Consider the following 13,343-nt stretch of genomic DNA (forward strand, 5'->3'; position numbering starts at 1 on the left):
AAATGATGATGCGGAACAGTCTATTGACACTGGTATTATTTATAAGCGTGCTCTCCGTAAGAGGGCAAGAACTTACAATACCTCAACTATCACAATATCTTGCCGATAACCCCTTTGTAATGTCCCCAACTTACGCTGGTATTGGTGACCATGTTAAAATAAGGCTAAATGGCCTTACTCAGTGGGTAGGTATTAAAGATGCACCAGATACCCAATCTCTTGCTGCAGATATGCGACTTGGAGAAAAATCAGGTATTGGTATGGTGCTTTACAACGATAGTAACGGAGAAACAAAACAACAGGGAGCAAGATTATCTTTTGCACACCACCTGACTCTAGATCGTTATGATGATGAGTTCTTATCGTTTGGTTTATCTTATAATTACAACCAATTTAGAATAGACAACTCTAATCCAGAATTAATAGCCGATCCTGCTTATGTAGGTGATAAAGCTACTACGAACCATAACTTTGATATTGGAGTGTTGTATAGGTATGATAAGTTTTACTTCAGTGCCAATGCATCTAATATTTTAGATAAGGATTTAAGTAATTTCAACGAGTTGTACGAGCCAAATAGATTAAGAAACTACTATGTCTATACGGGTTACAGATACATGAAGAAGAGAACTAGTAAAGTAGAGATAGAGCCTTCTGTACTGTTTCAGTTATTTGAAAGTGATGGTCGCTCTGTTACCGATTTAAACTTAAAATTCAGATTTTATGATTTTGAGGATTATTTCTACGCTGGTGTAAACTATCGTTTCTTGAACGATCAAATAGGAAACCCACTATATATAGCTCCTATAGCCGGTTTAAAGAAAAGTAATTTTTATTTTGGATATTCTTACCAAGTAATCTTAAACGAACTACTTGGTTATAGTTCTGGTACCCATGTTATCACTTTAGGTGTAGACTTGTTTCAAGGTATCAGTAATTGTCGTTGTACATACTAATGCTTTGTGGAGAATCATTAAATTTGTGCTCCAGACAAAAGACTAATGGGTAAGGTACAATTAGAGAATATTAAAGCATACGCCCATCATGGGTGCTTGCCACAAGAAACGAACATCGGCAGTGATTATTTGGTCAATGTTTCCGTAGATACGAATTTGCTAAAAGCTTCTGTTTCCGATGAATTAAAGGACACTGTAGATTATGTTCACATCAACAGAATTGTAAAGCAAGAAATGGCAATACCTTCCAAACTGTTGGAACACGTAGCCAAAAGAATCATAGACAGAATATTTACTGAATTACCTACCGTGGCCAATGCAATGGTTTCGGTTTCTAAAATAAATCCGCCAATAAATGGCGATGTTGAAAAGGTAACTGTATCATTGAATTTACAACGCGGACAAACGGTTAACTAAATTCTTCTACCTTAAAAATAATATAATTTCTTGGTTGTGAATGCAGCTTAGATTGGTAGAATTGTTTATTTTTGCTCTCGCTAAAAAATGGCATCGTGGCCGAGTGGCTAGGCAGAGCTCTGCAAAAGCTTGTACAGCGGTTCGAATCCGCTCGATGCCTCAAAAAACCCTCCAAATAGGAGGGTTTTGTTTTTTATAGATATCCGTTTGTAGTTCTAAAAGGCACTTTATATTAAGACTGAAGTAAAAAGACCAACAGTATAGTGGGAATAAAATAAACTGCAATAGTTTTAGCACCCTCATAATCTTTGGCTATTCTTTGACCAAATAATAACATCAATAGCGTCATACTCGATAGTATTGCACCGTACTTTGCAAATACGGTATCACCAGAATTTAAAATTTGGTAAATTCCTATTACACATAATATACCGGCAACAACTTCTGTTACCAATATAATACCCACTAGTAACGGAACTATATTTTTAAAAGGTGTTTTATAAAAATGCTTTTTAAGCCAAGATATATTACCGTTCCAATCGGTAATTTTATCAAAACCGCTTTGCAAAAAGGTTATGATTAAAAATAATAGCAATAAAACTTCGGTAGCATTGTTCAATAATATTTTCATTGTAAGTTATTTAAGTTCTGTCTTTTTTTTGTGAAGCAATCGGGTAAGTTTAATAGATAAATCTGTAAAAATAATCTTTGAATTACCGTTTCTTTCCACATGATAAATCGCATCTTCCAATTCTTTGGTGATATCAAGAATATTATTTTCGTGAACAAAAGGAGCAAATTTCTTTAATTGAAATCCTTCGGCATGTATTTTTAAATATGCCAGTTCTTCTGCGCCATAATTGATCATCAGTGCTTGCCTCATCACAGTAATACAATAACTTAAAAAGTTCTTCTGTGTTTCCCTTCCGGTTTTTGCGACTTCTTCGCTCCATAACAAAAGGTCATGAATTGCAGCTTTGTTTCCTTTTGCCTTAAAAGCGGTTCTTACCCACTGTACAAACCAATTTTCAAAGACCAAATCTTCAGAATCCTTGTTTAGTAGATCTAAAGCTTTATTGAAATTACCGTTTGCCTCATGAGCGAATAACTTTGCTTCTGATTTATTGGCTCCCTTTTCAACTAACGCAGTAGCAATAGAATCTTCTGCTAAAGGAGGAAAATGTACTACTTGACATCTAGATTTAATGGTCTGTATGATCTGTTCTTCGTCTTCGCAAAGTAATAGGAAAATAGTTTTTTCTGGAGGCTCTTCAATAAGTTTTAATAATTTATTGGAAGCTGCGATATTCATTTTTTCTGCCATCCAGATAATCATGACCTTGTAACCGCCTTCATAAGATTTTAATGAAAGTTTCTTTACGATATCCTGTGCTTCGTCGACACCTATTTGCCCTTGTTTTTTTTCAATTTCTATGTATCTGTACCAATCGAACAAATTGCCATAAAGTTGTTCCATGATAAACTCTCGCCACTCTTTCATGTAGTGGTTACTTACGGCGTGAGATTTTACTTTATTTGAATTCGACACCGGAAATGCAAAATGAACATCTGGGTGTGCAAAAGATTTAAATTTTAGATTACAAGATTCATTGCCACCACTATTCTCTCCATTGGTATTTTGACAAATGATATATTGGGCATAAGCCAAAGCCATTGGTAATAAACCACAGCCTTCTGGACCTACAAATAATTGTGCATGGGGTATTCTACCGGCATCTGCACTTGAAGATAAATGACTTTTTATATGGGAAAGCCCTAAAATTTCTTTGAATAACATAGATTCAAATATAGTTGTTTATAGTACAACAAATTTAAGGGTATTGAGTGTAAATAATCTCTTTTAGCACTTTATCACAAACCTTTTAATCTTTACATTTGTTAACTAACAAAAGGATAATTACATGAAAGTATTAAATGACTTTAATTTTGAAGATAAAAAAGCATTGATAAGAGTAGATTTCAATGTACCTCTTAACGAAAACTTTGAAGTAACCGATACCAATAGAATTGAGGCTGCAAAACCTACGATTATAAAAGTGTTGGAAGATGGTGGTAGTGCTGTTCTTATGAGCCATTTAGGCAGACCAAAAGGAGAACGTAATCCAGATTTATCATTAAGTCATATTGTAGACGCTGTTTCTGATATCATTGGGGTTGCCGTTAAATTTGTCGGTGATTGTGTTGGCGAAGAAGCTGAAAAAGCTGTGGCAGATTTAAAGAATGGAGAAGTACTTTTGTTAGAGAACCTAAGATACTATAGCGAAGAGGAAAAAGGTGATGAAGGTTTTGCTGAAAAACTTTCTAAACTTGGTGATATTTATGTAAACGATGCTTTTGGTACGGCACACCGTGCACATGCATCAACTACTATCGTAGCCAAATTTTTTCCAGAAGCTAAATGTTTTGGCTTTTTGTTGGCAAAAGAAATTGATGCAATCGAAAAAGTAATGGCTACTGGTGAAAAACCTGTTTTAGCTATTCTTGGTGGGGCAAAGGTTTCATCAAAGATCACTATCATAGAAAACATTCTAGATAAGGTAGATGATTTAATTATTGGTGGAGGAATGACCTATACATTTATTAAGGCCCAAGGAGGTAAAGTAGGTGATTCTATTTGTGAGGATGATAAAATGGACCTTGCAATGGAAATTTTAGAAAAGGCAAAACAAAAAAATGTAAACGTACATATTCCTGTCGATGTGCTTGCGGCTGATGCCTTTGATGCAAATGCAAATACTCAGGTGGTGGATGTTGACAAAATACCAGATGGTTGGCAAGGGTTGGATGCTGGTCCAAAAACCTTGGAAATATTCAAAAGTGTTATTCTAAACTCTAAAACCATTCTTTGGAACGGACCAATTGGTGTTTTTGAAATGGAAAAATTTGCAGGTGGAACCATTGCTGTAGGTAACTATATTGCAGAAGCTACTAAAGCAGGTACATTTTCATTAGTAGGTGGTGGAGATTCAGTTGCTGCCGTTAAACAATTTGGCTTTGAAGACAAAGTAAGCTATGTATCAACAGGCGGAGGGGCAATGCTAGAAAGTTTAGAAGGTAAAACCTTACCAGGGATCGCTGCAATATTAGCGTAGTTAGGGCATTATCGACAAACGGTATATGACGAAAATTTGTGCATTTTAAGAGAATATATTTTATTCTCACTAAAAAATGTACGATTTTCGTTTGTTCCGTTAAGATATTTCGCCCCATGATGAATAAAGTAACCTATAAAAGTTTTTGTTTTGGATTGGCACTGTTTCCTATTGTAGGTGCCGCTCAACAAAAAGATGCCAATTCAACAGTATCAGATTCTTTAAACAGTAGTATAATCGTTGTTCAAGATTCCTTGGATAATGTGGTACCGTTAGAACAACTGAATATAGTTAAAAGCTCAAATACAGAAAGTTTGGCGTTGTTCAAGCCAACAGAATCTTCTACCTATAATCTTCAAGATCATGCGTTGGCCGCCAAGTTCGACAGTCTTTGGATGAAAGAACTTGTAGACGCCGCACCACTTTTTAACGAAATGTATCAAGAGGTATTAACCGAACCAGATACAACTGCGGCTTTTGTACTTGATTTACCTACCGATACCTTAAAGATGCGTTTGGCACGAATGAATGAAAGAACGCCTTTCAATATTGAGTACAACTCATCTTTAGAAAGTGTTATAAAATCTTTTCTTACTAGAAAAAGAGATTTAATGGAGCGCATGCTTACCATTAGTCAGTTTTACTTTCCTTTATTTGAACAAGAGTTGGACAATAAGAACATACCTTTAGAAATGAAGTATTTGTCTATTGTTGAATCTGCTTTAAACCCCAAAGCACGTTCAAGAGTAGGAGCAACCGGGCTTTGGCAATTTATGTACGGTACGGGTAAAGAAATGAAACTGAACATTAACAGCTATGTAGATGAACGTAGTGACCCAATAAAATCTACCGCGGCCGCAAGTAATTATTTAAATAGATTGTATCGAATATATAATGATTGGGATTTGGCATTGGCAGCCTATAATTCTGGTCCTGGAAATGTCAACAAAGCTATTCGCAGAAGTGGTGGTCAAAGAAATTATTGGAACATAAGAAGGAATCTACCTAGGGAAACAGCTGGTTACGTACCTGCTTTTCAAGCAACGATGTATATTTTTGAATATGCCGAGGAACACGGATTAAAAACTAAAAGAGCGGAAAGAGCGTATTTTGAAACGGATACAATTCATGTCAAGCACATGATTACCTTCGATCAGATTACAGAACTTACAGGCATCAATAAAGATGAACTAAAGATACTTAACCCACAATATAAATTAGATGTAATCCCCTTTGCAAAAGGTCGGTCGCATGCGTTGAGACTTCCGGTGCATCAAATGGGAAAATTTGTAGCCAATGAAGAAGCTATTTATGCCCATGTTCAAAAAGAATTAAAGGAGAAAGAAGGGCTTATAGCTAAAATAGAAAAAGCAGCTGAAGAAAATAGCATACGTTATAGAGTACGCGATGGTGATTTTCTTGGAAAAATTGCAGAACGTTACGGTGTTCGTGTTAGTCAATTAAAACAATGGAACGGTTTACGAAGCAATAATTTGCGTATTGGACAAAGACTGACCATTTACCCAAGAAAGAACCCTAGCTCTTCGGTTAAACCTAGGGAAACCCCTTCTAGAACTACGGTTGCCAATAATTCGAAAATACATGAAGTAAGAAGTGGCGACTCTTTATGGACCATTTCTAGAAAATATCCGGGAGTTACTATCGAAAATTTGCGAAAATGGAACGGTATTAGTGGTAATAATTTAAAACCGGGCACAAAATTGAAATTGTGCGACTGTTCATCGTAAATTAAAACACCAATGAAGAAAAGAATTTTACTTTGCTTTTTAGCAATTTTAGGACTATCAATAGCTTGTAAGGAAGAAGGAAAAGCAGATTACCTACCAGAATCTGTAGGAGCCATGAACACACTTACCGTTGTTATAGATAATGATTTATGGAATAGTAGTGTGGGCGATGCCATTCGTGAAAATTATACGGCAGCGGCACAAGGCTTAACTTGGGACGAAGCTCTATTTAGTGTCACCCAAATTCCTCAGCAAATATTTAGCGGAGCCATTCGTAACACTAGTTCTATTTTATATGTTATGGAAGATACTCTTAACGTTGCCCATATGAAATCCAATATGTATGCCAAACCACAAAAAGTGGGCGTAATTAAAGGGCATAATAAAGAAGAACTTATTGAGAACATCCATAAAACTGCAGAAGAATTTATAGCTGCTTATAAGGCTTTGGAAATTGACAAGGCGCAAAAACGTTTTGAGAAATCATTGAATAAGGAAAAGGCCCTTGAGGACAAGTTTAATATTTCACTGAAAATACCTTCTATTTATAGAGTAGGCAGAGAAGAAGACAATTTTGTCTGGATAGATCGCCAGATTCAAAAAGGGAACATGAACATAATAGCCTATACGATGCCTTGGGATAGTTTTAAGAACGATTCTACGTTTGTTCAAGACATTGTTAAGATGAGAGATTCTATTGGCGGACTCTATATTGGTGGAGAGGATGTACCAGGTAAAAAGAATCATATGATAACAGAGAAAGCTTTTTCTCCATATGTTTTTCCTGCCGAGGTTTCTGGCAAAAAAGCAGCTGAGGTTAGGGGAATCTGGGAAATGTCCGCATATCCAATGGCAGGTCCGTTTTTGACCTATATTATCAACGATAAAGAGAATAACCGTAAGCTGGTTTTAGAAGGCTTTGTGTTTGCTCCAGCTACAAAGAAAAGAGATTATATGTTCGAGCTGGAAGCGATATTAAAATCTGTACAATTTAATGTAGGAGAAGAAAAGAATTAATTTTCCCGTACTTACTATATAATAAAAGAGGCTCAGGAAACACCTGAGCCTCTTTAATGTTAATTAAGTTCAAATATTCAGAACCTAAAATTATACGGTCTTATAGATTACTAAATGTAAAACCGGTAGATACTCTGTATATCAATGCGTACATGGCAAAAGCAATCAACACAAAACACAACCAAGAGAATACTTTGAAGTAATGCTCTAAGATGTAGCTTTTCCAATTTCTAAAAGCTTCAATGTATATTTCCTTCACTAGAGTAATTTTTTCCATAATCAATATATTAGTTGTTGCTGGGTGTAAAGTTCACCATAATAGAAAATTATATGGAATAGTTTAGGTGAAAGGATAATTAATACTATCAACTGTACCCTTTTAAAACTAAAATCTATGAACGGTTATTAGATCAGATTAACGACCGGTGTCATTATTTTATTGGATCGATAGAATGTATATTAAATGGGTTGAAGTGGTTTTCTGGAGCGTTTAGAAAAGAGTTATAAACAAAAAACCCGCTATAGAGCGGGTTTAATTACTTTAGTTAAAGTTGTATTACATATTCACGATAATGAATTCTGATCTACGGTTTAAGTAGTGTTCTTCTTCGGTACAGCGAACAGAACCATCACATTCATTGATTAAGCGTTCTTCACCATATCCAATAGCACTTTCTATACGTTTTGGATCGATACCTTGAGCTATAATATAGTCTCTTGTAGATTTTGCACGTTTATCAGATAGGTATTTGTTATATACGGCATCACCCCTGGAATCTGTATGAGATTCAATTTTGATGACCATGTTCGGTGAATCGTTCATAACAGCTACTAATTTATCAAGTTCTAAAGCGGCATCTTTACGAATGAATGATTTATCAAAATTAAAGTGGATCATCTCTGTTTTGAGTTTCTTAATACCATCTTCAACAGCGATCATATCGTTCAATTTTCTCATTGACACATCGACATTGACAATTTCGTTTTCTTTGGTAGCGGCCTCTCGGGTATCATCAAAATAAGAACCTTTGGTAGTTTTTAAAACATATCTGGTATCTGCATCTAAATCCTCAAAAATGAAATTACCATTTTCATCGGTCTCCATTTCTTTAAGCTTTATATTGTTTTCATCAAGAAGCTCAACCAAGGCATTAGGCATAATATCACCGGTTATCAATTCGGTTACAACACCGGAAATTGCATTAATACTGGTCGGTATTTCTTCAACATGTAGTGTTTTAAATGAGTAGATATCATCGTCACCTTTACCACCACTACGATTAGAAGCGAAGTATCCTTTTTGTGTTTCTTCATCTACAATAAAAGAAAAGTCGTCTTTTTTACTGTTTACGGGTTTGCCTACGTTTCGTACTTCTAGGAATCCGGCTTCATCGTCGAAAGCCACTTCAAATACATCTAAACCTCCTAAACCTACATGACCGTCAGATGAGAAGTATAATTTCTTGTCGTTTATAAACGGGAACATTTCTTTATGTTCGGTATTGATTTCTGGACCAAGATTTCTTGGCGAAGAAAAGGAACCATTTTCTAAGACATCAACCACAAAAATATCTGTTTCACCTATGCTACCTGGCATATCCGATACAAAGTATAATTGTTTACCATCTGGGCTTAAAGCTGGGTGACCAGTTGAATATGCATCGCTGTTAAATGAAACTTCTTCTGCTTCTAACCACTCATCATTAACCTTTCTGGAACGGTATATTTTTAAATGGTTGATTCCGTTTTTGTCACGCTTGAGTTTTTTACCATAATTGTTTCTGGTAAAGTACATGGTTTCATTATCTGGTGAAAATGCAACTGAGGCTTCGTGATATTTGGTATTTATTTTTTTAGAAAATTTTAAAGCGTCTTTAAAGTCTTGTGTTTCTTCATTTACTTTTGCTACAAATAGATCTAAATAGGGTTGATTGTTCCATTTATATTTTCTGGTATTAAATATTGAAGAATCTTTTGCCGAGGCAAAAACCATTTGATCACCACCATAGTACATAGGTGAGAATTCAGAGTACTTTGAGTTAATACTAAGGTTGGCGATATCAAACTTTCCTTCCATTCTTAGAAGTCCGTCCAATACAATTTCATTTTGTTTGGTTTGTTTTGCAACTTCTTCTCCAACTAATTTTCTATTGTATAATTTTAATAAACGCTTTGATCTCTTGTAATTACCAATTCCTTTTAATGAATGTGCATATTTAAATAAGTAATCTGAACCCATATTAGATTCATACTTTGTATAAAGTATATTGTACCATTTATATGCGTTCTCCATATCTGTATTAAAATAATGCGCATCTCCTGCTTTCTTTAATACATCATAAGAATATGATTTTTCACCTTTTGACAATGCTTGTTCATACAACCTTGCTGCTTCAGCATACCACATTTTATCAAAATACTCATCTGCTCTTTTAACAAGTTTGGTTTTTGATTCTGGGTTTTCTGTTTTAGATGCATCAAGCATATCATATGTAACATCTTCTACAGCAATAGTTTCCATATCGTCCATAGATTCCGTATCACCATCTAGAATTTTTAACACCCATACTTGATCGTCATATTTACCATCAAATTTTGATGAGCAATCGTTCAAAGCATCACGCCAAGAATCGTAATGGTTTAAATAGACATAATAAAGTTGTGTCTCGGGATTTTGAAAATAGCCAGCATTAAAACCTTTTTTATTGAGCTTTCTTACTTGAGATTTTAAGTTTTTATCTTTTGAGAACGTGCCTGAAATAACGTAATAACCATTTTCTATATTTTCAATCTTATTGAATGCTCTATATGGAACGGGTATGGCTTCAGCAGCTTTTTGAAATTCTTTTTTGTCTTCCTCTTCATTAAACGCTAAAGTATTAGCGTCATAACCTTTTTCTTGAGGAAATTCTGTTTCTATGCCATCACCAAAATTTTGAGCATGGGCGGATAAAACAAAGACTAGAAAAATAAAATTTAAAACACTTCTCATAAATATAAATCTTAGCCGAATGATAAATTCAACAGGGGGTTAAGTATTGTACGAACGGTTTGCTATAGGTTTTTAGTGCCGTACGTCTAACGAAATTAGATTTATATGGGTATTCTAAATACTAATTGTTGTGAAAGAGGCTTTTTTTGTCGTGTACGAATATTATGTAGTAGCTATACGTAAGTGTAAGCACTGAATAAAGCATTAGATTGGAGATACTGTTGTTATGAAATTGAATGTGTTTTTAAAATTTTAAGCAAACAAAATGCCCTGTAAAACAGGGCTTTATAATTGTGAAAGGAAGCAATCTTATTTATTGCTCCTTGTTCTTTTCTTCTATTTGTTCATCCTCTTTAGAGGCGTCTTTAAACTCTTTGATTCCACTACCTAAACCTCTCATAAGTTCAGGAATCTTTTTTCCACCGAATAATAGTAGAATCACGACTACCACTAATATTATTTGTGGAGCGCCTATGGCCAAAAATGTAGATAAGAATGTCATAAGACTATAATTTAAAATATGGATTTCAAAGATACTAAAAACTACTGTAGAATTCTTCAGTATATCTAAATACGTTTTTCAGGTTTGTATATTTTAACTATTATTTGGGTATAAACGGGCAAAAAGCTATCGTTATTGCCGTTATATTTCTTAGGTGAATAGGTTTAAAATTAAATTCTAAGTTTATCTTTGTTAAGATGGCCAAAAAGAAAGTCAAAAAAAGAAAAGAGATAAAACGTAAACTACTGCATAAGTACCGTTTGGTTATTCTAAACGAAAGTACTTTTGAAGAAAAGATTTCTTTTAAATTAAGTAGGCTTAACGTATTTGTAACGGGTTCTCTTTTTATGATAGGTTTAATAGGTCTTACCACCTTGTTAATTGCCTTTACTCCTTTGCGGGAGTATATACCTGGTTATTCATCAACCAGACTTAAAAAGGAAGCTACCGAACTTACGTACAAAACAGATTCTTTAATAAGGACCTTAAATTATACCAATAAGTATTTAGACAATATTCGAATGGTATTAAAGGGTGACATAGAAAATACCGTGGTAAATAGAGACTCTCTATTTCAGCAATATAAACTAGACCCTGCATCTGTAGACTTAAGTCCGATTAAGGAGGATTCGTTATTACGGGCCGAGGTTGCACTTGAAGATAAATACAATTTATTTGAACGTACGATCGATAAGAAAAATTTAGTTTTATTTACACCAGTATCAGGACCTATATCAATGGGTTTTGAACCAAATGAAAAACATTATGCGGTTGATGTTACCGCCGTTACCGGTAGCCCTGTTAAAGCCGTTGCAAATGGAACCGTAATATTTTCCGAATGGACAGCAGATACGGGTTATGTAATTATCATAGAGCATGAAGGAGGACTTTTGAGTGTTTATAAGCACAATGGTTCCTTATCTAAATTTCAAGGTAATATTGTAAGAGGTGGAGAGGTAATCGCTGCTGTTGGTAATACGGGAGAACTCACTACCGGTCCGCACCTGCACTTTGAAATTTGGGACAACGGTACTCCAATTGACCCTACAAATTATATTGACTTTAATTAAATTCATAAATGTCTTTAAAGACTATTGCTGCTAAAATATTTGCTCATCGCATTGCCAAAAGAACGGCTAAATGGGTAAATAACCCTATTGAAACGCAAGACAAGGTTTTCAAAAGCCTAATTGCAAAGGCAAGCGACACTAAGTTTGGTAAGGACCATGGTTTTAAAACCATTAAAAAGCATAGCGATTTTATTGCTCAAGTACCCGTTAGGGATTATGAGGAGCTAAAATTATATGTAAATTTAGCTGTAGAAGGAAAAGAGGATATTCTTTGGCCTGGCAAACCACTCTATTTTGCCAAAACATCAGGTACTACTTCAGGGGCGAAATATATTCCTATTACAGAGGGTAGCATTAAAGAACAGGTAAAGGCCTCTAGAAACGCAATACTAAATTATATACATGAAACCGGTAATGCAGAATTTGTAACCGGTAAAATGATTTTTTTACAAGGAAGTCCTGTATTACAAGAAAAGAACGGAGTTAAACTGGGGAGACTTTCTGGAATATCTGCTCATTATGTTCCCAATTATCTGCAAAAAAACAGAATGCCTAGTTGGGAAACAAATTGTATCGAAGATTGGGAAACCAAAGTCAATGCAATTGTAGAGGAAACAAAAAATGAAGATATGACCGTTATTGCCGGTATACCTTCATGGGTGCAAATGTATTTTGAAAAACTCAAAGAAAATACCAATGAGTATGTGGGTGACCTTTTTAAAAATTTTGAGCTTTTTATTTATGGCGGAGTAAATTTTGAGCCTTATAGAAAGAAGTTTGAAGCATTAATAGGTAGAAAAGTGGCAAGTATTGAACTTTTTCCTGCAAGCGAAGGATTTTTTGCCTATCAAAATTCGCAAAAAGAAAATGGCATGCTTTTGCTTTTGGATGCGGGTATATTTTATGAGTTTATCCGCTCAGATGAATTTTACGATGAACACCCCAAACGCATCACTATAAAAGATGTGGAACTAGGTGTAGACTATGTAATGATAATCTCTACCAATGCAGGTTTATGGGGATATAATTTAGGTGATACCATTCGGTTTATTTCAAAAAATCCTTTTAAAATTGTTGTATCGGGGCGTATTAAACATTTTATTTCAGCCTTTGGAGAACATGTAATCGCTAAAGAAGTTGAAGAAGCAATGTTGGTTGCTACAAAAGCTACAGATGCAAGTGTAAGTGAATTTACGGTAGCTCCCCAAATTGTGCCGGCTGAAAATGAATTGCCATATCATGAATGGTTCATTGAATTTGAAAAGTTACCAAGTGATATGGAATTGTTCATCAAAGAACTTGATTTGGCTTTACAGCAACAAAACAGTTATTATTACGATTTAATAGTGGGTAAGGTGTTACAAACCTTAAAAATAACTCCGGTACAAAGCGGGGCCTTTTTAGAGTATATGAAGTCTATTGGTAAACTTGGCGGACAAAATAAGGTGCAACGATTGTCAAATGATAGGAAAGTAGCCGATGGCTTGTCAAAATTTAAGCTTAGTAATAGCTAACTTTTAATAACAAA

Annotated in this window: 12 protein-coding genes and 1 tRNA gene; 8 read left to right on the top strand and 5 right to left on the bottom strand. The window is 34.8% G+C overall.

The window, feature by feature from the left end; translation table 11 throughout:
• The first annotated feature begins 5 nt into the window (after window positions 1–5).
• From EXIGUO8A_RS07305 to EXIGUO8A_RS07315, 3 genes are all read left to right on the top strand, one after another.
• Window positions 6–956: a PorP/SprF family type IX secretion system membrane protein gene (locus EXIGUO8A_RS07305; protein WP_456085616.1), complete on the top strand. Its 951-nt coding sequence runs from the start codon at window positions 6–8 to the stop codon at window positions 954–956.
• Between the two features lie 45 nt (window positions 957–1,001).
• Window positions 1,002–1,373, top strand: coding sequence for a dihydroneopterin aldolase (gene folB / locus EXIGUO8A_RS07310; protein WP_116771587.1), 372 nt, complete (start codon window positions 1,002–1,004; stop codon window positions 1,371–1,373).
• 89 nt (window positions 1,374–1,462) lie between these two features.
• Window positions 1,463–1,533: transfer RNA gene (locus tag EXIGUO8A_RS07315), tRNA-Cys, on the top strand.
• Between the two features lie 72 nt (window positions 1,534–1,605).
• Here the strand turns inward: EXIGUO8A_RS07315 and EXIGUO8A_RS07320 are convergent.
• Complete coding sequence (locus tag EXIGUO8A_RS07320) at window positions 1,606–2,004, bottom strand: DoxX family membrane protein (RefSeq protein ID WP_159302595.1); 399 nt, start codon at window positions 2,002–2,004, stop codon at window positions 1,606–1,608.
• A gap of 6 nt (window positions 2,005–2,010) precedes the next feature.
• A complete protein-coding gene (locus EXIGUO8A_RS07325; RefSeq protein ID WP_159302596.1) occupies window positions 2,011–3,171 on the bottom strand; it encodes a DNA polymerase III subunit in 1,161 nt (386 codons plus the stop codon).
• A gap of 124 nt (window positions 3,172–3,295) precedes the next feature.
• Here EXIGUO8A_RS07325 and EXIGUO8A_RS07330 point away from each other — a divergent pair, with 124 nt between their 5' ends.
• From EXIGUO8A_RS07330 to EXIGUO8A_RS07340, 3 genes are all read left to right on the top strand, one after another.
• On the top strand, window positions 3,296–4,486 hold the full coding sequence (locus EXIGUO8A_RS07330; protein WP_159302597.1) for a phosphoglycerate kinase: 1,191 nt from the start codon (window positions 3,296–3,298) through the stop codon (window positions 4,484–4,486).
• Between the two features lie 116 nt (window positions 4,487–4,602).
• Window positions 4,603–6,234 carry a LysM peptidoglycan-binding domain-containing protein gene (locus EXIGUO8A_RS07335; protein WP_236564451.1) on the top strand — a complete coding sequence of 544 codons (1,632 nt, stop codon included), beginning with the start codon at window positions 4,603–4,605 and terminating at the stop codon, window positions 6,232–6,234.
• 12 nt (window positions 6,235–6,246) lie between these two features.
• The gene (locus EXIGUO8A_RS07340; protein ID WP_159302598.1) at window positions 6,247–7,251 is read left to right on the top strand and encodes a DUF4837 family protein; all 1,005 of its coding nucleotides are present in this window, start codon (window positions 6,247–6,249) and stop codon (window positions 7,249–7,251) included.
• A gap of 100 nt (window positions 7,252–7,351) precedes the next feature.
• Here the strand turns inward: EXIGUO8A_RS07340 and EXIGUO8A_RS07345 are convergent, their stop codons facing one another.
• From EXIGUO8A_RS07345 to tatA, 3 genes are all read right to left on the bottom strand, one after another.
• On the bottom strand, window positions 7,352–7,528 hold the full coding sequence (locus EXIGUO8A_RS07345) for a DUF6747 family protein (protein ID WP_164674209.1): 177 nt from the start codon (window positions 7,526–7,528) through the stop codon (window positions 7,352–7,354).
• A 279-nt stretch (window positions 7,529–7,807) separates the two neighbouring features.
• Window positions 7,808–10,243 (bottom strand): OmpA family protein, encoded by a 2,436-nt coding sequence (locus EXIGUO8A_RS07350; protein WP_159302599.1) that lies wholly within the window; start codon window positions 10,241–10,243, stop codon window positions 7,808–7,810.
• A gap of 313 nt (window positions 10,244–10,556) precedes the next feature.
• On the bottom strand, window positions 10,557–10,745 hold the full coding sequence (gene tatA / locus EXIGUO8A_RS07355) for a twin-arginine translocase TatA/TatE family subunit (RefSeq protein WP_159302600.1): 189 nt from the start codon (window positions 10,743–10,745) through the stop codon (window positions 10,557–10,559).
• A 197-nt stretch (window positions 10,746–10,942) separates the two neighbouring features.
• On the opposite strand from tatA, the gene EXIGUO8A_RS07360 reads away from it, so the two are divergent.
• Together EXIGUO8A_RS07360 and EXIGUO8A_RS07365 are read left to right on the top strand one after the other, a co-directional pair.
• The gene (locus EXIGUO8A_RS07360; protein WP_159302601.1) at window positions 10,943–11,815 is read left to right on the top strand and encodes a M23 family metallopeptidase; all 873 of its coding nucleotides are present in this window, start codon (window positions 10,943–10,945) and stop codon (window positions 11,813–11,815) included.
• Between the two features lie 8 nt (window positions 11,816–11,823).
• Window positions 11,824–13,329 (top strand): GH3 auxin-responsive promoter family protein, encoded by a 1,506-nt coding sequence (locus EXIGUO8A_RS07365; protein ID WP_159302602.1) that lies wholly within the window; start codon window positions 11,824–11,826, stop codon window positions 13,327–13,329.
• Window positions 13,330–13,343: the final 14 nt, after the last annotated feature.

This window comes from Maribacter litoralis (assembly GCF_902506355.1).
Lineage (GTDB): Bacteria > Bacteroidota > Bacteroidia > Flavobacteriales > Flavobacteriaceae > Maribacter > Maribacter litoralis.